The 21,487-nt window shown below is 42.6% G+C and carries 18 protein-coding genes; 12 read left to right on the forward strand and 6 right to left on the reverse strand.

Annotated features, from left to right (window positions below):
- Positions 1-112: 112 nt before the first annotated feature.
- Together CLV51_RS19080 and CLV51_RS19085 are read right to left on the reverse strand one after the other, a co-directional pair.
- Positions 113-1,318, reverse strand: coding sequence for a FecR family protein (locus CLV51_RS19080; RefSeq protein ID WP_146151321.1), 1,206 nt, complete (start codon positions 1,316-1,318; stop codon positions 113-115).
- A 53-nt stretch (positions 1,319-1,371) separates the two neighbouring features.
- Positions 1,372-1,983 carry an RNA polymerase sigma factor gene (locus tag CLV51_RS19085; RefSeq protein ID WP_106529683.1) on the reverse strand — a complete coding sequence of 204 codons (612 nt, stop codon included), beginning with the start codon at positions 1,981-1,983 and terminating at the stop codon, positions 1,372-1,374.
- A 171-nt stretch (positions 1,984-2,154) separates the two neighbouring features.
- Here CLV51_RS19085 and CLV51_RS19090 point away from each other — a divergent pair, with 171 nt between their 5' ends.
- The 3 genes from CLV51_RS19090 (at position 2,155) to CLV51_RS19100 (ending at position 4,565) form a co-directional block, all read left to right on the forward strand.
- Complete coding sequence (locus CLV51_RS19090) at positions 2,155-2,727, forward strand: NADPH-dependent FMN reductase (protein WP_106529684.1); 573 nt, start codon at positions 2,155-2,157, stop codon at positions 2,725-2,727.
- A gap of 138 nt (positions 2,728-2,865) precedes the next feature.
- The gene (locus tag CLV51_RS19095) at positions 2,866-3,771 is read left to right on the forward strand and encodes a LytTR family DNA-binding domain-containing protein (RefSeq protein ID WP_106529685.1); all 906 of its coding nucleotides are present in this window, start codon (positions 2,866-2,868) and stop codon (positions 3,769-3,771) included.
- Between the two features lie 131 nt (positions 3,772-3,902).
- Positions 3,903-4,565, forward strand: a complete 663-nt coding sequence (locus CLV51_RS19100; RefSeq protein ID WP_106529686.1) for a DUF2306 domain-containing protein — start codon at positions 3,903-3,905, stop codon at positions 4,563-4,565.
- Between the two features lie 36 nt (positions 4,566-4,601).
- Here the strand turns inward: CLV51_RS19100 and CLV51_RS19105 are convergent, their stop codons facing one another.
- The 3 genes from CLV51_RS19105 to CLV51_RS19115 all read right to left on the reverse strand — a co-directional run bounded on the left by CLV51_RS19105 (position 4,602) and on the right by CLV51_RS19115 (position 8,991).
- Positions 4,602-6,560: a sialate O-acetylesterase gene (locus CLV51_RS19105; protein ID WP_106529687.1), complete on the reverse strand. Its 1,959-nt coding sequence runs from the start codon at positions 6,558-6,560 to the stop codon at positions 4,602-4,604.
- 216 nt (positions 6,561-6,776) lie between these two features.
- Positions 6,777-7,943: a hypothetical protein gene (locus tag CLV51_RS19110; protein ID WP_146151322.1), complete on the reverse strand. Its 1,167-nt coding sequence runs from the start codon at positions 7,941-7,943 to the stop codon at positions 6,777-6,779.
- Between the two features lie 262 nt (positions 7,944-8,205).
- On the reverse strand, positions 8,206-8,991 hold the full coding sequence (locus CLV51_RS19115; protein ID WP_106529689.1) for a heparin lyase I family protein: 786 nt from the start codon (positions 8,989-8,991) through the stop codon (positions 8,206-8,208).
- A 195-nt stretch (positions 8,992-9,186) separates the two neighbouring features.
- On the opposite strand from CLV51_RS19115, the gene CLV51_RS19120 reads away from it, so the two are divergent.
- The 8 genes from CLV51_RS19120 to CLV51_RS19155 all read left to right on the forward strand — a co-directional run bounded on the left by CLV51_RS19120 (position 9,187) and on the right by CLV51_RS19155 (position 19,628).
- Positions 9,187-9,774: an AraC family transcriptional regulator gene (locus tag CLV51_RS19120; protein ID WP_106529690.1), complete on the forward strand. Its 588-nt coding sequence runs from the start codon at positions 9,187-9,189 to the stop codon at positions 9,772-9,774.
- Positions 9,775-9,868: 94 nt separating this feature from the next.
- On the forward strand, positions 9,869-11,134 hold the full coding sequence (locus CLV51_RS19125; RefSeq protein ID WP_106529691.1) for a hypothetical protein: 1,266 nt from the start codon (positions 9,869-9,871) through the stop codon (positions 11,132-11,134).
- Between the two features lie 145 nt (positions 11,135-11,279).
- Positions 11,280-13,553, forward strand: a complete 2,274-nt coding sequence (locus tag CLV51_RS19130; RefSeq protein ID WP_211302057.1) for a heavy metal translocating P-type ATPase — start codon at positions 11,280-11,282, stop codon at positions 13,551-13,553.
- 28 nt (positions 13,554-13,581) lie between these two features.
- The gene (locus CLV51_RS19135) at positions 13,582-14,634 is read left to right on the forward strand and encodes a ferredoxin--NADP reductase (RefSeq protein WP_106529692.1); all 1,053 of its coding nucleotides are present in this window, start codon (positions 13,582-13,584) and stop codon (positions 14,632-14,634) included.
- 112 nt (positions 14,635-14,746) lie between these two features.
- Positions 14,747-14,959 (forward strand): heavy-metal-associated domain-containing protein, encoded by a 213-nt coding sequence (locus tag CLV51_RS19140; protein WP_106529693.1) that lies wholly within the window; start codon positions 14,747-14,749, stop codon positions 14,957-14,959.
- Positions 14,960-14,999: 40 nt separating this feature from the next.
- Positions 15,000-15,500: a DUF3347 domain-containing protein gene (locus CLV51_RS19145; protein WP_106529694.1), complete on the forward strand. Its 501-nt coding sequence runs from the start codon at positions 15,000-15,002 to the stop codon at positions 15,498-15,500.
- A 16-nt stretch (positions 15,501-15,516) separates the two neighbouring features.
- Positions 15,517-17,739 carry a multicopper oxidase domain-containing protein gene (locus CLV51_RS19150; protein WP_106529695.1) on the forward strand — a complete coding sequence of 741 codons (2,223 nt, stop codon included), beginning with the start codon at positions 15,517-15,519 and terminating at the stop codon, positions 17,737-17,739.
- 191 nt (positions 17,740-17,930) lie between these two features.
- Positions 17,931-19,628, forward strand: coding sequence for an ATP-binding response regulator (locus CLV51_RS19155; RefSeq protein WP_158267065.1), 1,698 nt, complete (start codon positions 17,931-17,933; stop codon positions 19,626-19,628).
- On the opposite strand, the gene CLV51_RS19160 is transcribed toward CLV51_RS19155, so the two are convergent.
- Positions 19,614-20,594 (reverse strand): terpene synthase family protein, encoded by a 981-nt coding sequence (locus CLV51_RS19160; protein WP_106529697.1) that lies wholly within the window; start codon positions 20,592-20,594, stop codon positions 19,614-19,616. The genes CLV51_RS19155 and CLV51_RS19160 overlap by 15 nt on opposite strands.
- A 262-nt stretch (positions 20,595-20,856) precedes the next feature.
- Between CLV51_RS19160 and CLV51_RS19165 the strand changes: the two genes are divergently transcribed.
- Positions 20,857-21,486, forward strand: coding sequence for an eCIS core domain-containing protein (locus CLV51_RS19165; RefSeq protein WP_211302058.1), 630 nt, complete (start codon positions 20,857-20,859; stop codon positions 21,484-21,486).
- Position 21,487: the final 1 nt, after the last annotated feature.

Here is a 21,487-nt window from a genome sequence, read left to right on the forward strand (position 1 = left end):
GTTACTATCTTCTTCTGTAGTAATTAATACGCCGGCTTACAGGCCTTCTTTGGTTGATATTATTGTTCACATTACGTGTTACTTCCTTACTATGCTTATTTTCTGTTCACTGTTAGTCTCCCTGAACAATCAGTTTTTTACCTTCTATTCTGAATAAAATATCATTGGCATTCAGCATTTTTAATACATTCAGCAGGGTGCTGTTACGGCTTATCATACCAAAGAATTTTCTTGGTTTGATATGGCCTTCGTATACAATTTCCACATCATACCAATGTGAAAACTGCCTCAGCACAGCCGTCAGGTCTGTGCTCTCAAACTGGAAATAGCCTTCTTTCCAGGCTACTATTTCTTCTGTGTTGATACCTGATACTCTTTTTAAGTTGCCATTGGGGCTTACCTGCGATTGCTCTCCGGGAGCAAGTTGTATACTGCCCTTATCACTGTTTATTTTTACGGCTCCTTCCAGCAAAGTGGTATTGATGGTGGCCTCATCTGCATAGGAGTTGATATTAAAATGGGTGCCCAGCACTTCCACAGTCATATTATTCACCTGAATACGAAAGGGTTTATGTGCATCGTGGGCGATTTCAAAATAAGCTTCGCCTTTGAGTTCAATTTTCCGTTCATTGCCTGCAAAAGCAGCAGGGAAGCGGATGGAGGAAGCGGCATTCAGCCATATTTTACTTCCATCGGCCAGTACCAAAGGATAGGTTTCGCCAGGGGCGGTGGTGAGGGTGTTATACAGGGGAGTGGCGGTTTCCCCGTTTGTTTTTACATATACGAGCTGTCCGCCTTTATTTATGACGCTACTGTTGCCCTGTTGAGCCAGTTGCTGCATGGCGGCGCTGTCCAGCACAATCTGTTGCCCGTTTGCCAGGGTAAGTACCGCTTTGTTTTTACCCGGGGCTACATCCGTTTTTACGGGTGTTTTCACAGTTGTAGCGGCCAGCTTTTTGTGCTGATGATTTGCCATAAACAGGTAACCTACCGGGATGCTTATCCCCAAAATGGCTACAGCAGCAGCCAGCCTGAATTTGCCAATATTTTTCCCGCGTTGGTTTATATGGATAACAGGAGATGCCTGTATATGCTTTAACAGCTCTTTTCTGACCCTGTCTCCCGGTTCGCCGGATTCCAATGTGGTAACGGGCGTAACCTGCCGGAATGCCTGCTGCATTTCGTTTAACAGCGTACGGTTGGCGGCATCCTGCCGGAGGTAGTCCATCAGCTCAATAGCTTCCTGCGGACTGCATCTCCGTTGTTGCCAGCGTTGCAGCAATTGTTGGTAATAGGCTTCGTTCCTTTCTATTGGCATATATATACTATCCAAAAAGAAAGAAGTAGGGTGGGTCCTTTTAAAAATATTTTTTAGTCGGTGATACGATCCAGTACCAGCGTAGAGAAAATGAGCAGGGGAAGAATCCCGTCGGTATTCGTATAAAAGAAATATTTTATGCTTTTCATGGCCAGCACCATATGCTCCTTTACGGTATTGCGGGAGATGCCTAATTCCAGTGCTACTTCTTCATAGCTTTTACTTTCTTCCCGGCATAATTTAAACACTTTTTGTCGCTGTGGGGGCAATTGTCCGATTGCTTCGTGCAATAATGATTCATATTCTTTCCATAACAGCCGGGTGTCTGCATCGTTGGTTTCATGATGCAGTTGCTGCATTACCTGCACGCGGAGGGCCTCATCAGCAGTTATTTTCTTTAGTAACTTAAATACATGATTACGGGTAATGCGGTACAGGTAACCGCTGAAAGACAGTGCAGGATTGATCCGCTCCCTTATCTCCCATATCTTTATAAACACTTCCTGCAGTGCATCTTCCGCTAATTCAGGGACATTAATAAAGTGAAGGATATAGGTGTAAAGGGAAGGGTAGTAATGATTATATAATGTTATATAAGCATCTGCATCCCCTTGTTGCAGCTTCCGCAACAGAGCAGCTTCTTCATTGCACACTGAATTCTCCATTTGACAACTAAAATAAGAATTTATTGAAACTTAATGCTGTCTTTTTTGGATTTTATCTTATCTCCGGGATAGCCATCCATCAGCCTCAAACGTATCATTATACTATTATCAGCATAAAGTTCACCTGCAATCAAGTAATTTTATTGCTGGTAACATTATACTTGTTTCATCATGACAGACAAAATAAAAATACTGGCCATTTCAGGAAGTACGAGAAAATCTTCTTCCAATCATCTCCTCATCAAGGCTATTGCGGATCTGGCAGCGGATAAATTTGAAGTGAGCCTTTTTGAAGGACTAACAGACATCCCTCATTTTAATCCCGATCTGGATAATGGCAATGCACCCGCACAAGTAGTGGATTTTCGTAAACAATTGGATGCAGCAGATGCTATATTGATTTGTACACCGGAATATGCTATTGGCGTGCCTGGTACTTTAAAAAATGCAGTTGACTGGACCGTTTCCTCTATGCAGTTTTCTAAGAAACCGGTAGCGCTGGTAACAGCGGGTACATCAGGTTTTAAAGCGCATCAATCGCTTTTAGGAACGCTGTTAATTATAGAAGCTAAAATAACAAATGAAACGCAGTTGGTTATTTCCGGTGTTAAAACAAAAATGAATGAGCAGGGGATAATCACTAATGAAGAAACATTGGATGGTGTAAATAAACTGATAGCATCTCTCGCCGGCATCGTTGACAATAGTGTTACGGAGCTGCTGCCTGCACCTACACTTTTTTAGGTAGCTGCTGATGTTTTGTTTGAAGACAGTTTGTTGAATACAATACAAAATCCGGTACGGCTGTATACCGGATTTTGTATTTTTAAATGTATCCGGCTGTATGTAACAGTCCCTGAAAAGTTGTATTTTCAATAGTAAATGTTTAAGCAGCTAGAGCAACCTTACCCCACTATTACTAATAACCGTTACCGGTTATTAGTGTCGCTTGCATTTGGTGTATTCATAGCGCTGTTTTTACTGGTATTTACTCCTTTTGGTCTTTCTGGTTTTGATGACCGGAGACTGCTCATTTCCTGTGCCGTTTTTGGCATCATTACCACCACACTTATATTTATTTGTTCCTGGGCACTACCGCGTCTTTGGCCTGGTACTTTCGGGGAGGAGAACAATACAGTGGGCGCAGAAATAGGGATGCTCCTGATTACCATATTTATAATAGGATTGGGCAACCAGCTCTTTGCTCATTTTTACCTGCATGCTTCATTTTCCATAATAAGTATTTTGTGGTACCAGATGGCTACGCTGGTGGTAAGCGTATTACCTCTTACTATACTGGTAATGCGTTCTCAGTTGCGCTTGCAAAAGAAATACGCAGCTGCAGCCAACATGCTCAACACAGCGGTGCAGGGATGGCCTGAGAACGGATCCGCAACATCAGACAGCAACTTACCGGAACAAAATATCCGTATAGCTGCTGAGCAGACCAAAGACGACCTGTTGTTGAGAGCAGGGGAGCTAATCTATATTGTAGCGGCAGATAATTACATCCGGGTATATTACCGGTTGGGGAATAAGGTGCAATCGGTAGTGCTGCGTAGTACACTTAAGAAAGCCGCAGCAGGACTGCAGGCATATCCCCATTTTTTACGCTGTCACCGTACCTATCTTGTAAACATGGATAAGGTGATTCATGTAAGTGGCAATGCACAGGGCTACAAACTGCACCTGGGTGATGTTTCTGAAGAGATACCAGTATCCCGCCACCTGAATAAAACGATCACTGCATTATTGATGAAGAGCAAATCAGTAATAAATAACCCATAAACACTTCCCATTCACCCCCTGGTCTTCCCGTTGGCCACTTTGTTTGCATTTAACCCCATATTGCTTGCTGGTAGTCCCTTTCGTCAGATAGGTACTATAGTCTTTCCCATCTTTGCATGAAATACTTTTTTATGCAAAACTTCTTTTCTGCAGTGTTGGCGATACATATTGCCGGTGGCACACTGTCTTTAATTACCGGCATGCTGGCGATTACTACACAAAAGGGCGGACGGCATCACCGCATTAATGGTAAACTTTATTGTGCCGGTATGACCATTATTTTTATCACGGCCATTGCCATGGCGCTGATCAAAGAACTGACCTTTTTGTTGATGGTGAGCTTTTTTAGCTATCATCAACTGGTAAGAGGCTACCGTGCGTTATACCTGAAAAAATTGCATAAGGGGCAACGGATGACATGGGTGGATGTATTGATCAACAGCATTGCGGCCGTGTTTATGATCTGTTTGCTGGCATGGGGACTTACAGGCGATTGGAGTTTGCTGCGTATTGTTGCCATTGTTTTTGGTTTGTCGGGTATACTGGTTGTTACATTGGACGTACGTAAATTTTATGTACGACCGGTAGAAAAGCAGCATTGGTTTTACAGCCATATCAGTGGCATGGGTGGAGCATACATTGCTACAATTACTGCCTTCCTGGTGGTAAATGTACGTTTCCTGCCAGGTTGGATAGTATGGCTGGGACCTTTAACGGTAGGACTGGTGATCATTAATATTACCATTGCGCGGTATAAAAGAAAATTTAAGAAAGTTTTACAGGAGGCTGTTTAATTTTTATTTAAACAGCCTCCTGGTGTCAGCTATTATTTACTGAATTGAATACGTTGCATTTTCAGTGATACTTTTCCATTTATCCGTCCGGAAAGGAGCTGCCGGGAATCCTTCTTTATTAAAAAGATTATCTTCCAGGTTATCATCTGCCCATCCGTAACGCACTGCTACAGGGCTGTTTACTTCATCGGCATAAACAATGATTTTGTTGCCTTCCACATATGCTTTTGCATAATGAAATTGCTGATCGGCGCCTGCTATTTCAAAGCCTTTGATATAGCCGTATTTATCTTTTACCACTAAGCCGCTACCAGTACCGGAGAAGCTGATGGTAGCCTTGTTACCGGTTATTTGCATGGACTGGTACACAGGGCCGCTAAACACAATATCTTTTCCGTAGGTGTTATGCAGTGCTGCGGCAGCGAGCCTTTTGCCTACATCCTGTTTGTTTTTAGGATGAATATCTTTGGACTCACCAATATCAGTAATCACCGCCATACCGGTGTTAGGAAGCGATAGGGTAAGTGTTTGTGCTTCGCGTAATTCTGCCCAGGTGCTGCCCGTTTTGCTGTTGCCATTAGAGGCACTGTAGCTGGCCAGTTGTACAAAATAAAAAGGGAAATCGCCCTGGTGCCACAGTCTGCGCCAGTCGCTGATCATGAGCGGGAATGCTTTTCTGTATTGGTAAGCACGATCTGCATTGCTTTCGCCCTGGTACCAGATAGCACCTTTAATAGCAAAGGGCAGTATAGGGTTGATCATGGCGTTATATAACAGTGATGGGTAACTGTTAGGGCTCACACCTGTTGATGCGGGGGCCGTTGCTTCTATATGGAAAGCCCATGCACCGGCGAGTGATTCCTTTTTGTTATCGATCGTGATATATAAATTGTCGGCTTCGCCGTAAAACCCGCCGCCACCGCCGGTATCTTCTACTCTTACGGCTATCACGTTGTTACCTTCTTTTAAGATCCCCGCCGGAATTTTATAGGTGCGTACAACATTGTACTGCGAGCTGCTGCCTACCTGTATGCCATTTACATAAGTGATATCGTTGTCGTCCATAGTACCCAAATTTAGCACAGCAGGTTTGCCCGCGTTGGGGGCAGTTACCCGGATATTTTTCCGGAACCATACCGTACCATCAAAATCGGGTAATTGTTGTTGTTCCCAGTAGCCCGGTACCTGCATGGTAGGCCATGCCTCATCATTGGCTGTTACACCTTTCCAGGTGGCAACAGTGGCGGCGTCCGGGAGACTGCCCTGTAGCGCTTTTACTGTTTTTAATAATTTGGTGTTGTGCTGAATGGCAAAGGAGTCGAGGTTCAGCACCGGTGTATTTTTCATCAGCGCGCTAAATTCTTCGCTGCTGGCAAGTCCTTCCCGGCTGATCCATGTTTCTACATTAGTACCGCCCCAGGAGGTATGTATAAGCCCGATAGGGATGTGCAATTGCTCATGGAGCGTTTGTGCGAAAAAATAACCTACTGCGGTGAAATCGCCGGTATTGGCGGGTGTGGCGGGTTTCCAGCTACCGGGCAGGATGTCATCTTTAGGTTTATCTGAAATATCTTTGGGCAGATAGAAATGCCGTATAGCGGGATAGTTGGCCTGTGCTATTTCCTGGTTGGCCTGTAATACACCGTTTACAGGATATTCCATATTCGATTGCCCGGAGCATACCCATACATCACCCAACAGGATATCGTTTAAGGTAATGGTGTTTTTCCCTTTTATCAATAAATTATAAGGTCCGCCAGCTTGTTCAGGTTGCAGTAATATTTTCCATTTGCCGTCTTTATCTGCCTTTGTTGTTTTTATCTGCTGATGAAATTGTACGGTAATCTTTTCGTTCTTATCTGCCCAACCCCATATAGGAATGGGTTTGTCACGCTGCAGTACCATGCTGTCTCCAAATATTTTAGGTAAACGAACAGTGGCAGATGCAATGGAATTAATCATTGACACCGCAATGAATAAAAGCGCTTTTTTCATAATTGTCATGTTACTTGGCTATATGCGTAATAGTGAAGGGGAGTACCCCGTGGAATCGTCATGCAATCATAAATGTAATAAAGACATTCTTCATTTTATAGTCAGGGGTGTAAATATTTGTGGGCAGTAGGATTAATAAGAAACGGGGCTAACCTATTTGGTTAGCCCCGTTTCTTGTTGTTGGTACAAGCTCTTCAGCCTTGTTGCGTATAATAATTATTGATTGATACTGATAACAGGTATACCGTTGCTGATCCGGTAATTGTATGTCTGGGTAAAATGGTATCCGTTATTATGCAGCGGCTTTATTTCCAGCTGGTAGGTAGTATCCTTTTGTACATTGAATTCGCTATAAGGCATACTGATATAAAAGCTATCGGCGCCAATAATACTGGAAGTCCATACGGCGGATTTATAGTCACCGTTAGCATTTAATCCAACTGTACCCGGATTGTTGTAAAAGTTAATGTAATTAATAGTGCCGGTAGAGTTGGTGCTGATCCGTCCGGATACCACCAGGTTGCCATTGTCGTAACCGGCGTGTATATGGCTCACTGTTGCACTGGCATTGTTGTACCAGTCGCTGCGTGTACTATTGAATGCCTGGCAGTTGTTCAGGATAGCGCAGGATGCTTTGGTAAGATAGGTGGGTGATTTGCCGTAGGTGTAATTACCTGCACCCATTAAAGAAGTGCCATACTGCGCATTCACTGATTTCAGGCCTCCATCGTGCGGCATGCCAAGCGCATGGCCCAGTTCGTGCATCATGCCGCCAATCCATTTGGTGGCTCTGTTGCCCAGCGTTGTAGATTGACCCAGGTAGCTGGTATCCATATCAGGGTAATCCAGTGCAAAACACGTGTGGCCCATACCATAGAATGGAACGCCGCCCGGATCTCCGTCAGCCGCATAGGTACTGGCAGGCAGTATCACCAGGGTATGCTCACTCATTTTTTCAGCCGGATGGGCGGCAAAGTAAGTGTTCAGTTCTTTGATGATGATGTTTCCGCCACCGTTATAAGGGTATTGGTCTTTGGTCAGGAGCCCTTTTACCAGCGTGATCTTCACTTTGCCGGTATTGTCGGAAGCAAGACCGAAGGTTTTGTTACCGAATCCGAACTGCATCATCCATTGCGCATAAAAGTGCTGCCCGCGCAGTAATACACCGTTTAGCCGTTCCCGGTAGTACAGCAGGGTGTCAGCATCCGAAGGCAAAAAATAGACTACATTCAGATTATACGTTCCCGTTATAGCAGTACTGCCTGTAGGCTTAGATGTAGGAGTGGGTGCCTCCGTTTTTTTACAGGCAGTTACGGTCAGGAACAACGCAAAAAGTAATAGTGACGATAAATGCTGCTGGTGTAGCAGGTGCGGTTTTTTCATGTTCATGTTCTTCAAAGCGGATGTGATAAATTTCTTATAGTGAAGCTAATCCGATGATCTTTTATTGATTAGCAACTGATTTTTTTTGATGGTGCGTCAGATTTAATTTCACGAATGTAATATTTCCATACATATGAGGGATTAAAATCTGATTAGTAGATATCTGGTTGATACTTGCTTAGCACTATACAAAGAAAGTAAGGCTAAAAACAGGTAAGGGGCTAACTTTTGGGTCAGCCCCTTATTCTTGTACTAAGAAAAATTATTGCTGCGGCGCTGCGGCAGCATAAGTAGTGGCAATGCGCAATTCGGCTACATAATTCGTACAGGCGTCACCGTCATCACCATAAATGCCCCATTTGGGATCACAGTTATCACCGTCGAGCGTCCGGCAAATAACCCTGGTGCCGCCATTATTAAATGTTTGCTGCACCCCGTTATACCAGAATTCGATGAATCCCTTTGTAATGTCTTTAGATACTTTTATCCTTACTACGTAACGATTCCAGACACCTGTAACAAGTGGAACAGACCAATCCGTATGTGGAACGTCACCAGGACTATAATCCCGGAAAACGAGGCTGCCGTTGGTTGTTCTGAGCATAATGGGGTGATTCTGTGTTTGTGTATTTCCGTAGGCTTTCCACTGGAATACCGCAAAGGTAGAAGCAGATTGGGGCATGATTAATTTGGAGCGCCAGCCAATATAAATATCATCTCCCTCTACCGCCGTAAAACCTTGTGCGCCGTGGCCTTCTGTACGATGGCTACCTGCAGGCTTATAAAATTTCCAATCCTTTCCACCCAATGGGTCGGTTACTGCAGTAACCGTGCCGGTGCCTTCAATGTTTATGTTACTCCATACGCTGGAAGAGCTTTTTGTAGCGTTTCCGTCCCAAAGCAGTGCTGTGGCCAGGTTGGTTGTACCATTTGCCGTTAGGAGATGAGGGCTGGAGTTACCGGTGGGTGCATTGTCCATCCCTTTTTTACAGTTGGAGAATAGCATGCAATTGCTGAGCAGCAAAGCAGTGATGAGTTGTTTTTTCATACGGGTTGTTTTAGGTTATTCTGATTTTGTGAGGACTGCCTATCATTTATGCAATCGTTTGCATGAATATAGTGAAAATATGAATGCATAGGGAGGAATTTACCGGTATTATAATTTTATAACTGTTCTCCTTAATTGTATAACAATATCTCTTTATCATCCCTCAACTTTGCATAGATTCAAATAAGTGTTTTTATGCAGCATAGTTATAAAATCTTAATCAAAGGGATGGTCTGCGACAGATGCATTCTTACTATCCGCCAGCTGTTTCATGAGCTGGAAATACCTTTTTCAAATATAAGTCTGGGGGAAGTTACAACAGTGGCTGCCTTATCATTGCCAGACATGACAATATTAGAAGAAAGACTTCGTCCATTGGGCTTTACCCTGCTGGAAGATAAAAAAAAGAAGCTGATAAGAGAGGTGAAAGCATTGGTAGAACTGGTTTATAGCGGATCATACGATTTTCCGGATGACTTTCGCTTTTCTGATATAGTGGTGGCTAATCTAAACAAGGACTATAATGTTGTCAGCACCATTTTTTCTGCAGAGGAAGGCATTACATTGGAAAAATACCTGATTGAATACCGGATAGAAAAAGTAAAAGAACTCCTGGTATATACAGCCGATACCCTGCCGGACATTGCTTTTAAATTAGGTTTCAGCAGCGCACCGCATTTATCCAGGCAGTTTAAAGCGCAAACCGGACTTAATCCTTCCTACTTTAAAGAGATCCGTAAATCCAAGCTATCCTATACGCAGAAAGAAGGTAATACTGATTAAAATTCCAGCCTCCTGTACTGTCTGTATATTTCTACATTCATAGTAATTAGTGTAAATTACTATTACCTATTTGCTAAGTACTAATCTTCCTGCTATGAAACAGCACTATGATGCCACCCAATCAGATAAACGTTCCAGTAAAGCTGTTGCAGAAAATAATGCAGGAACAGGTATATCCAGACCAGCTGTACAGCCAGTTTTCTCCCCACAGCAACAGGCATCCGCCATTCAAAGAATGTATAATAAGAAATCAGATCTGGCTGATGTGGAAATAGTTGAACTAAAGAAGCAGTTAATAGAATTTGGGCTAAGCCAATTGGAGGACGCTGATTCTGCTATGACGAAGCAGTTCAATGAACTGATGAGGGATAAAGCGCGTAATTATAGTGAGGTGTCGGACATCTTTGATAGACTGGAAAAGGTTACTGAACCGCAGGAAAAAGAAGGCGGAAAAATAGAAAAGCCGCTTCCGGAAGAAAAACATACCACCGCGGACTTGAAGAAAGAAAAGAAATCAGCCCATGAAAGCGATGATGAAGAGTATGAGGAAGATGAAGAGGACGAATATAACTATGAAGATGATTATTATGATGATGAGACATTTGACACAGCGCAAAAAAGTGATAATGAGGACGATAAAAATATAACGGAAGATTTAAAAGGTGTAAAAGCAGTGGTGGTGGTAATAGGGGGAAAGATGAAAGCTTCACAAATGGAATTGGTAAAAAAGGTTTATAATGGATTGGAAAAAAAACCTACGGATACAGAAGAACTGGCTATTGCTATTTATAATACCATGGAGGAAGCAACAGCCAGAGGAGCTTATATTTACCCGAGTATTATTCAACAGACCATTGATCAGGAGATAATTCACTTAGATATTGCAGCATTAGCTTCAAAAAAATTAACCAGTTTAGGCGCTATCGTTCAGTTATACCGGCCACCGGACAGCCTGTTGATCTCACCTGTTCCCGGTGAGTTGAGCGGCAGTTTTATTGCTTATGCCCCGGGGCTGGAAAATGTAGCTCAGTTTATAAGTACCAGCGAACGTACAATTGTAGTAACCATTGGCCATGGTGGAGATACAGGAGGGGTAAATTTTCCCGGAATAGCCGGCAGTGTATTCCCGCACGATATTGGTGGAAGATTAGGATTATTAGGGCGCAATGCAAATTCATTCCTATACGTTCCGCTCCAATGTTATCCTCAACAAGCTGTTAGAAAAGCACGGGCACTTCAATGGCATTCAGTCAGTATTGTAAATGAAGACAAATCGGATGACGGGGAGCTGCAACGCTGGGTAAAAGGAAACCTGAAAACTGAATCAAAAGAATGGGCGCAGAAAACAAAGGGTAAATGATGCTTTTAGCCCGTCTGGATGCCCTTCTCCTCCATTTATATGACGCTCTTTAAAACATAAACCATTGAAATTATATACAATTTATAGTAAATAGTGTAACACCCAGGCCCCCCGCACGAAGTAGCTTTGTATAAAATTAGAAAATATGTCATCAGCTATATCCGTGCAACCAGCACCCACCATTACAAAGCAACAAAAGACAGGCATCACCAAAGAAAGCTTTCCCGTATTGGAAATGACCTGCGCAGCCTGTGCTATCAGTGTAGAATCCATGCTAAAGTCAGTTCCCGGCGTTACAGATGCCGGCGTAAACTTCGCCAACCAAACGGCCTGGGTACAATATGATCACGCTACCGTTACTCCTGAGATATTACAAAACACCGTTCGTTCTATAGGCTACGACCTGCTGATTGATAAAGAAAACCAGGATGAAGTAAAAGAAGAAGCGCAGCAACGACGCTATAGAGCCGTAAAACAAAGAACAATATGGGCTTCTGTATTATCACTCCCTATCGTCATTATTGGTATGTTCTTTATGGATTTGCCTTATGGTAACTACATTATGATGGCACTGGCTACACCAGTGGTATTTTTCCTGGGCCGTAGCTTTTTTGTCAATGCATGGAAACAGGCCAGTCATCGTAAAGCCAATATGGATACCCTGGTGGCCTTAAGTACCGGTATTGCCTGGTTGTTCAGTGCCTTTAATACCATATACCCTGAGTTCTGGCACCAGCGCGGATTACATGCCCACGTATATTTTGAAGCAGCCGCTGTGGTGATTGCCTTTATATCTCTCGGAAAATTACTGGAAGAAAAAGCAAAATCAAATACTTCCTCCGCTATAAAAAAACTGATTGGCCTGCAACCCAAAACAGTATTGCTTGTTGATGCATCAGGCAACACACAGGAAATTCCTATTGCCAGCGTAAAAGTAAACGATCTGTTGATGGTAAAACCGGGAGAAAAAATTCCGGTAGATGGTAAAGTAGCCAACGGTACCTCTTATGTAGATGAAAGCATGATTACCGGTGAACCCGTACCGGTGGCTAAAAAGACCGGTGATGGCGTTTTCGCAGGTACTATCAATCAGAAAGGCAGTTTTCAGTTCAGGGCCGAAAAGGTAGGAGCAGATACACTGTTAGCACAGATCATCAAAATGGTGCAGGAAGCACAAGGCAGTAAAGCACCGGTGCAAAAGCTGGTAGATAAAATTGCAGGCATCTTTGTACCGGTAGTAATAGGAATTGCCATATTAACCTTTGTTTCATGGATGATATTTGGCGGCGATAATGCCTTTACACATGCACTGCTTACTTCGGTTACGGTACTGGTAATTGCTTGTCCCTGTGCACTCGGACTGGCCACCCCGACAGCTATCATGGTAGGTGTAGGTAAAGGTGCTGAAAATAACATACTGATTAAAGATGCGGAAAGCCTGGAGCTGGCACATAAAGTAAATGTTATTATCCTGGATAAAACCGGTACTATCACTGAAGGTAAACCAGTGGTAACCGACATCATATGGAATACACAAGCGCAGGAACACGATGCACAACAGGCTATTCTTTATTCACTGGAACATCAGTCAGAACACCCGTTAGCGGAAGCCGTGATCACACACCTGAAACAAACCGGTGTAAAAGCGGTACCGTTGCAGCACTTTGAAAGCCTTACCGGACAAGGTGTTAAAGGAACATACGAAGGTCAACACTATTTTGTAGGCAACAGCAAATTAATGAACGCAAATAGTATCCTTATTGATGCCGCTTTATCAGCTCAGGCCGGTGCTTTACAGGCAGCCGCTAAAACAGTGGTGTACTTTGCTGCCAATAAAAAACTCCTCGCTGTGATTGCCATTGCCGATAAAATAAAGGCTACCTCAAAAGAAGCCATTGAAGCGTTACAGCGGGATGGTATTGAAGTATACATGCTTACCGGTGATAATGCCCATACAGCGGCTGCAGTGGCACAACAGGTAGGCATAAAATCTTATAAGGCAGAAGTATTACCCGCATATAAAGCAGCATTTGTAAAAGAATTACAACAGGCAGGAAAAGTGGTAGCTATGGTAGGCGATGGTATTAATGATTCACAGGCGCTGGCCCAGGCAGATGTAAGCATCGCAATGGGCAAGGGTTCAGACATTGCAATGGATGTGGCAAAAATGACACTGATCACTTCTGACCTGAACAGTATTCCCAAAGCATTAAAACTTTCCCGTAAAACTGTCAGCACCATTAAACAAAACCTTTTCTGGGCATTCATTTATAATATCATCGGTATTCCCATTGCAGCAGGCGTTTTATTTCCGATCAACGGATTTTTATTAGATCCGATGATTGCAGGAGCTGCTATGGCATTGAGTTCTGTAAGTGTTGTGAGTAATAGTCTCCGCTTAAAAGCTGCAAGATTATAATGTTTAAGCGTTTAAATTTATTTGTAGCATGAGCAACACGCATATTTGGAAAACCGCCGGTATCATAAGGGAAACACCCGAAACCATCACAATAATATTTGATACCGGCGGCGTACCTTTTATCTATAAACCCGGACAATTCATCCAACTTACTTTATCTATCGAAGGAGTGCCGGTAACAAGATCATATTCTTTAAGTTCATCACCGGATGAAGCAGAAAATCCGGCCATCACCGTTAAAAAAGTAGCCGGTGGTATCATGAGCAATTTTATTGTGAATGAAGTGGCACATATCCGCCAATGGAAGGTAGAAGGGCCATATGGATCCTTCACCCCGGCTGCGGATATCTTTGAAAAAACAAAACATGTAGTATTATTGGCAGGTGGCAGCGGCATCACACCGTTATTCTCCATTGCCCGTTCTATCATTAGCCGGTCAGCAGATATGCAGGTGACCATTATCTATGCCAGCCGCTCGCACGAAGAAATTATATTCCGGCAGTCTATAGCCGACTGGCAACAAAGACATAGTGATCGTTTAAATATCCACCATGCATTATCCGCTCCGGATAATACCACCAGCGGTACTTTTATCAATGGCAGGCTCAATAAACTGATCACCAGGAAGCTGATTAAACAGGGAATGACAGCTCCCCACCAGGACGCGCATTATTTTCTTTGTGGCCCTGTGGGCCTGATGAAAATGCACCAGGAGATGCTGGAGGCATGGCAGGTACCGGCAGGTAACGTTTTTATGGAGTGGTTCTTGCCGGAAAAAACAGAAACGCCGGATGCCTTATCCTTACAGGCGCAGGAAGTATTGCTGCATTTTTATGAACAATCGAATTTATTGGAAGTACCCGCAGGCAAATCAATTTTAGCTGCTGCGCTGGAAGATAGAATTTCCCTGCCATATTCCTGTAAGGCGGGTACATGCGGTATTTGCGCCGCTAAACTTACCGCAGGAAAAGTAAATATGCTGCAAAATTATGCATTACAAAAAACGGACCTGGACGAAGGCATGATACTGCTTTGCCAGAGCTATCCACTGAGTAATGATGTAACCGTAGAAATAGGATAGTTGTTTTAATAATTATATAAAACGTATTGGTAATTGTATAACAATAACGCAATCGGTTCAACGTAATTTTACATCATCAAACAAACAATCATCATCTTAAAAAAATAAAAAAATGAACACAATACAGTTTAAAACCAATATTAAATGTTCCGGTTGTATCGCTACAGTAACCCCGGTATTAAATGAAGTAGCAGGAGCCGATAACTGGGAAGTGGATTTGTTAAGCCCGGATAAAGTATTAACCGTATCAACAGAACAGGCCAGCAAAAGCGATATTAAAAGTGCGATAGAAAAAGCTGGTTATAAAGCAGAAGCAGTAGCTTAATAAATAGGGTATCAATCTATCAAATATTAAATCTACAAACATGAAAAAGATATTATCTATTGCAACAGTTTTTATGGCATCATTAGGACTGCCCGCTATGGCGCAGGACAAAACAAATGTACCCGCATTATCTCCTTTACTGACACAATACTACGATATTAAAGATGCGTTAATAGGTGGCAACGCCGGCGCTGCTGCGGCTAAGGCAGGTGAGTTTGTAAAAACTGTCAGCGGAGTAGATATGAAATCTTTACCCGCAGCAGTACATCATGTATTTATGCCTTTGGAAGAAAAACTGATCGCAGATGCAAAATTTATAGCTGGTAGTACAGATATCAGTCAGCAGCGGGAACATTTCAAAACATTCTCTGATAATTTTTATTTGTTGGCCAAAGGTGTTTCTCTTACCCGGCAACCTGTTTACCAGGAGTATTGCCCTATGAAAAAAGCGTATTGGTTAAGCAGCAGTTCAGCTATTAAAAACCCTTACTATGGCAGCCAGATGCTTACCTGCGGAAAAGTAAGCGACACCATTAAGTAGTTTCTTATATTCAATTATGAAAGCAATATTTCTCTATATTACATTCATGGCATTGTGCGGCTTTGTAGCTGCACAAGCCCCCATGAACCAGCCATCAGGTGCGGGTCTTCAAAAAACAACAACCATCCGGTATGATCTGTATGTCGGAGATACCACTGTAAATTATTCCGGTAAAACAAAACACGCTTTAGCGATTAATGGCAGTATTCCCGGTCCCACCTTATATTTCACAGAAGGAGATACCGCCGAAATATATGTACACAATACCCTGAACGAAGAAACTTCTATTCACTGGCACGGTATTATTTTGCCTAATCAATACGATGGTGTTTCTTATCTGACAACCCAACCCATTAAAGCCGGCCAGACACATTTGTTTAAATTCCCCATCGTACAAAACGGTACTTACTGGTATCATAGTCATACCATGTTCCAGGAACAAAGCGGTATGTACGGTGCACTTGTTTTTTATAAAAGAAATGAAAAACCGGCTAAGGAATATACCATGGTGCTGAGCGACTGGACAGACATGCATCCGCATACGGTGAACCGTTACCTGCATAATGCGAGTGATTGGTTTGCCATCAAAAAAGGAGCTGTGCAGAGTTACAGTGAAGCCATCAGCAAAGGATATTTTAATACTAAAATTACCAATGAATGGAAACGTATGAATGCCATGGATGTAAGCGATGTTTATTATGAACGTTTCTTAACCAATGGTAAACCGGTAGATGAACAACCACAATTTAAAGCAGGGGATAAGGTGCGGTTGAGGGTTATCAACGGCAGCTCTTCCACTTACTTCTGGTTAAATTATGCCGGCAGCAAAATAACCGTAATGGCTAATGATGGCGCAGCAGTAGTACCGGTAGAAGTAGACAGGCTACTGGTAGGCGTATCAGAAACATATGATGTTATGGTTACTGTTCCTGCGGATATGAGCTATGAATTTTTAGCTACTGCAGAAGATCGTACCCGGTCCACTTCTTTATGGTTAGGTAGTGGCATGAAAATGCCCGTTACGCCGTTGCCCCGCCTGAAATATTTTGAAGGCATGAAGATGATGAATGGGATGATGAAGATGAATGGTGATCTGGATACGAGTGGCGGCATGGAAATGACCAATCAGCAGATGGACATGAACACCGTGATGTATCCTGAAATGACAGGCGATGCAGATACTTCCAAAAAACACGATATGCCTGGCATGCAGATGGGTAACACCTCTTCAGATATTGTTACCCTGAATTACGGCATGCTGCGGGCACCTGAAAAAACAACATTGCCGGACGCTCCGGTAAAGCTGTTGAAATTTGAACTCACAGGAAATATGAACCGTTATGTTTGGAGCATCAATAATAAAACTGTTTCTGAAACGGATAAGATCCTGATTAAGAAAGGGGAGAACGTACGGATCATACTGTACAATAATACCATGATGCGGCACCCTATGCACCTGCACGGCCACTTTTTCCGGGTATTAAACGGACAGGGAGCATACTCCCCGCTTAAAACGGTGCTGGATATAATGCCCATGGAAACGGATACCATTGAATTTGCAGCCACTGAAAGCGGCGACTGGTTCTTTCACTGCCATATTTTATACCACATGATGAGCGGAATGGGCAGGGTATTCAGTTATGAAAATTCACCTCCCAATCCGGAAGTACCGGACCCGGCAATGGCTTATAAAATGCTAAAACGCGACGACAGGATGTTGCATACCATGGCCAGAGTGGGATTAGAAAGCACCGGCAGCGATGGTGAGATAATGGTGGCTAACACGCGCTACCGCTTATCTACTGAATGGCGTATTGGGTTGAATGATCACCATGGATATGAAAGTGAAAGCCATTTTGGAAGATACATAGGTAAAATGCAATGGTTGTTCCCTTACATTGGCTGGGACTTCCGCTATCGTAAAATGGAAGAAACTGAGAAGAACCTCTTCGGACAAAAGAATACCAAAGATTTCAGACAAGTATTTCATGTGGGCCTGCAATACACTTTACCAATGCTGATTGTAGCAGACGCTTCATTGGATACAGAAGGTAAACTGCGTTTCCAATTGATGAGAGAAGATGTTCCGGTAACCAAACGCTTACGGTTCAGCTTTATGGTTAATACTGACAAGGAATATATGGCAGGTTTCAGATATATAGTAACAAAGAATTTCGCGTTATCAACACATTATGATAGTGATATGGGTCTTGGCGCAGGGATTACATTGAGTTATTAATATTGCATTTTAAAAAATGCGGAAATATAGTGCCCTCCTGGTCAGGAGGGCTTTTTTAATTCTAAATATTGCTTAAATTGCAACTGAAAAAACATGAGATTGTTTTTTGTGAATTAATGTGAATTAACATATGAATAGTTTACCTTGAAATCTCTTAGACCCTGCAACTGCCTCTCAAAATGATAACCAAAATGGATTTAAAATATATACTCCATGCTATAATAAATACAGGTTCACTCCTCCAGGATGATGAACAAAAGAAGGTGACTAAAATGGTCAATACCTTTTCCATCATTACTATTACGCTTTGTTTCCTTTTTGGTATTATTATTTATGCAGCTACCGGCAAAATGGGTTTGTTGTTACCGGCTTTTATTGAAGGGATCACTTTTACCAGTGTAATTTTCTTAAATAGTATTCGTAAGCCCGTAATGGCCAGCATTGCATTTATAGCAATAAACAATGTTGCTATCGTTTATTTCAGTGCTGTATTAGGAATGATAACAGAGGTACACCTACTGTTTATATTTTTGCTGGGAGCTTCGCTGATGTTATTCAAAACCCGGCCACTGATTATTGCCAGTGTCATTATCGCGTTTTTATCACTGATTGCATGTGAAGTAAATTATTACTACACATTCGTAGATCCTACTATAAAAGGTCATGACCAGCAGTTTATTATTCGCTGGATTACCATACCGGCTATTTTATTCCTCGATATTGCCACTGTTTTCTTATATGTAAAGAAATTAAGGGTACTCAATAAGAAACTGGAAAAGGCAACAAACGAAAAAACAATATTTGTTCGTGAAACAAGCCACGAAATCCGTAACCCGTTGAATGCTATTTATGGCATCAGCCAGGATTTAATGATGAGAGTGCATAAGGAAGAAAAATACAGCGACATTAAACAGGAAATAGAACACCTGTATTCTGCTACGCACAACGTATTGCAGATTATTAATAACATATTGGCGATATCTAAAATAGAAGAAGGCGCCTCCCATGATATTCAAAATGAAGCATTCAATGTAAGAGAATTGATGGCCGATAAAATAATCGTTTATCAATATATCGCAGATATCCGGGGCGTAAAAATAAAACTGGATATTCATGAAGGGATGCCCGCAGATATTATTGCGGATAAAGGAAAACTGACACAGGTATTAAATAACCTGTTGTTCAATGCTATTAAATTCACAAAAACCAATAGTATCATCACCATTTCGCTTGCCAGGGATAATGACCAGTGGCAGGTGCTGGTAAGAGACCAGGGCGCTGGTATCGGACAAAAACAGCTGCTCACTTTATTCACACCGTTTGTGGCAGGTAAAAGCGATTTTGAAGGAACAGGTCTTGGCCTTCCGATTACTAAAAAGTATGTTGAATTAATGGGTGGTAAAATAGTGGTTAATAGTGTGGTGGATGAAGGCACTGCATTTATTGTCAGGTTGCCGCTCACCATCTGCGAAAACGCGCTTCCAACCACCAAGCCTTCCTTCATGGAACTTACCCTTCATAAAGGATTGAAATGCCTGGTGATCGATGATAATGAAATGAGTCAGCTGATCCTGGCCAGTTTTTTACGCAGGCTCGGATTTATCATCATTTCTGCCAGCAATGGTGTAGAAGGAGTGAACAAAGCAATGGACGAAAAACCGGATATTATTTTCATAGATTCATATATGCCGGGACTTAGCGGAAAAGAAACATTGCAAACCATCCGTGAAATACCGGAGTTGAAAAATATTCCGGTGGTGGCTGTTTCCGGTGATGCATTCCAGGAATCTATTAATGATATGCTCGGTGCCGGTGCGAGTGATTATATCACCAAACCTATTGAGCTTAAATTACTGAATAGCACCCTGAACAAGTTATTGGTGCAGTAATTCACTGTATGCATGCTGATAACGGGTAGTATCCCGGGTACTCCAATCTATATTTCCCCTCATCATTAAACCAAGCGTAAGCGCGTACTGTTCAAGTACCGGTTTCAGTTCCGACGCACATAAAGCAATCAGCACATCCGCGGTGTTATTGAATAACGCCACTTCCGAGTTGTGAATTTTTACCGCCTGCTCAACTGCCTTTTCAAGCGAAAGGTGATGATGATGTTTCAGCAACATCACCAGGTTTAATTCATCTCCCAGCGCTGATTCTTTGGTGAAAGAAAACAGATCATTTGCCCAGCAAATAGTTTGACTGCAATAAAGCCCCATATTCTTTACCAGCCTGTTGGATAACAAATTAGCCGGTAAATTAATTTCTCCCATTAACATAGCCAGATCCAGGAAAAAATTAGCGCCTCCAATTTGTGGCCTGAACCGGATGTATTCTTTTAAGGAGATCTTCTTTGCATTGTCTACATGCTGCATACGCCAGCTATTGGCCATAAATGCAGCTTTAAGGCTGCGTGCAAAACGGATTTGCCACGCCCGGGTACTGATCAGCTGCATTCTTTGCCAGATATCGCTCATGGCACTGAGGATAGGGCCACCTGTTTGCAGGGTATAAACTTTGCCCGTCTGAAGGATCTGCATGATGCTTTTTACGGTGTATTCAAACCCTGCATTAACGACATCCGGAGAGGGTGCATCAAGATGATCATCCCATAAAAACAAAAGGGTGTTAAAATCACTGGCAATACATAAAGATGAAAAACTTGCATTCGGGAACATCCGGGCTACCATCCAGGTGAATTTTTGTTTGTGGTAGGTGTTCCAAAGGGTACTGTCTGTTACCAGGCCAAATTTTCTTACCCATGAAGCAGTATGCCTGTCGGCTTCATAAACATTAGCATTTAAGCTTTCAGGAAACGGGCAATTAAGCACTGGTAATGGAATGGTTGTTAGCATGACATTCTTTTTTTTAGTTTGTTAATAAATACGAAGTGGTATAGTGTAAATAGTTATAAGGGGATACCGATGCGGCTTCGATTTTATTGCATATTTAACAAATATTAAAGGTAGATAGATGCATTAACAAATGAACGCCCAACTACTATCCGTATCGGTGTTTGCACATCATTATACATACGAGTGAAATATGCTATGCTTTTTGCAATTATTTGCTTAAATTCATAGCGTGGTTACTATTCATTCAATAACCTGATATCTCATGTCTACCCAGTATTCCTCAAAAGAAAATCTTCCTGTTGCCCAACGGGCTGTTGCCAACAGGAATACGACACTTCACGGTATTTCGTTGCCGGCGCCGGTGCTGCAAAAGCAACCAGCCATGGAAGAGGAATTAGCACAAAAGAAATCTATTACACAATTTAAAACAACGGAAGAGGAAGAGACTTCATTGCCGGCACAAGCAAAATTTGTGCTGCAGAGAGCAATTTTACCTGAAGAGGAGAAACCGGCACAAGGTAAATTTGTGACCCAGTTTAAACCCAATCTTACCGGTATGCCGGATCAGTTAAAATCTGGTGTGGAGAATATGTCAGGGATGGATCTTTCTGCTGTAAAAGTGCATTATAACTCAGATAAACCGGCACAGCTCAATGCGCACGCTTATGCACAGGGAAATGATATTCATCTCGGTGCCGGACAGGAAAAACATTTACCGCATGAAGCCTGGCATGTAGTGCAACAGCGGCAGGGTAGGGTTCAGGCTACTATGCAAATGAAACAAGGGATACCGGTAAATGATGATCCGGGCCTCGAAAGCGAAGCGGATACAATGGGGGCAAAGGCGATGCAGCTGCATTCGGAACTGCCACCTGAACCGGAAAAATTATAGC

Origin of the sequence: Chitinophaga niastensis (assembly GCF_003014755.1) — a bacterium.
In the GTDB taxonomy this organism is placed as follows: Bacteria; Bacteroidota; Bacteroidia; order Chitinophagales; family Chitinophagaceae; genus Chitinophaga; species Chitinophaga niastensis.

What these genes read in the sequence shown, in the direction of transcription:
- CLV51_RS19080 (WP_146151321.1), bottom strand. Translation starts at nt 1,318, where the DNA reads ATGCCAATAGAAAGGAACGAAGCCTATTACCAACAATTGCTGCAACGC.
- CLV51_RS19085 (WP_106529683.1), bottom strand. Translation starts at nt 1,983, where the DNA reads ATGGAGAATTCAGTGTGCAATGAAGAAGCTGCTCTGTTGCGGAAGCTG.
- CLV51_RS19090 (WP_106529684.1), top strand. Translation starts at nt 2,155, where the DNA reads ATGACAGACAAAATAAAAATACTGGCCATTTCAGGAAGTACGAGAAAA.
- CLV51_RS19095 (WP_106529685.1), top strand. Translation starts at nt 2,866, where the DNA reads ATGTTTAAGCAGCTAGAGCAACCTTACCCCACTATTACTAATAACCGT.
- CLV51_RS19100 (WP_106529686.1), top strand. Translation starts at nt 3,903, where the DNA reads ATGCAAAACTTCTTTTCTGCAGTGTTGGCGATACATATTGCCGGTGGC.
- CLV51_RS19105 (WP_106529687.1), bottom strand. Translation starts at nt 6,560, where the DNA reads ATGAAAAAAGCGCTTTTATTCATTGCGGTGTCAATGATTAATTCCATT.
- CLV51_RS19110 (WP_146151322.1), bottom strand. Translation starts at nt 7,943, where the DNA reads ATGAAAAAACCGCACCTGCTACACCAGCAGCATTTATCGTCACTATTA.
- CLV51_RS19115 (WP_106529689.1), bottom strand. Translation starts at nt 8,991, where the DNA reads ATGAAAAAACAACTCATCACTGCTTTGCTGCTCAGCAATTGCATGCTA.
- CLV51_RS19120 (WP_106529690.1), top strand. Translation starts at nt 9,187, where the DNA reads ATGCAGCATAGTTATAAAATCTTAATCAAAGGGATGGTCTGCGACAGA.
- CLV51_RS19125 (WP_106529691.1), top strand. Translation starts at nt 9,869, where the DNA reads ATGAAACAGCACTATGATGCCACCCAATCAGATAAACGTTCCAGTAAA.
- CLV51_RS19130 (WP_211302057.1), top strand. Translation starts at nt 11,280, where the DNA reads ATGTCATCAGCTATATCCGTGCAACCAGCACCCACCATTACAAAGCAA.
- CLV51_RS19135 (WP_106529692.1), top strand. Translation starts at nt 13,582, where the DNA reads ATGAGCAACACGCATATTTGGAAAACCGCCGGTATCATAAGGGAAACA.
- CLV51_RS19140 (WP_106529693.1), top strand. Translation starts at nt 14,747, where the DNA reads ATGAACACAATACAGTTTAAAACCAATATTAAATGTTCCGGTTGTATC.
- CLV51_RS19145 (WP_106529694.1), top strand. Translation starts at nt 15,000, where the DNA reads ATGAAAAAGATATTATCTATTGCAACAGTTTTTATGGCATCATTAGGA.
- CLV51_RS19150 (WP_106529695.1), top strand. Translation starts at nt 15,517, where the DNA reads ATGAAAGCAATATTTCTCTATATTACATTCATGGCATTGTGCGGCTTT.
- CLV51_RS19155 (WP_158267065.1), top strand. Translation starts at nt 17,931, where the DNA reads ATGGATTTAAAATATATACTCCATGCTATAATAAATACAGGTTCACTC.
- CLV51_RS19160 (WP_106529697.1), bottom strand. Translation starts at nt 20,594, where the DNA reads ATGCTAACAACCATTCCATTACCAGTGCTTAATTGCCCGTTTCCTGAA.
- CLV51_RS19165 (WP_211302058.1), top strand. Translation starts at nt 20,857, where the DNA reads ATGTCTACCCAGTATTCCTCAAAAGAAAATCTTCCTGTTGCCCAACGG.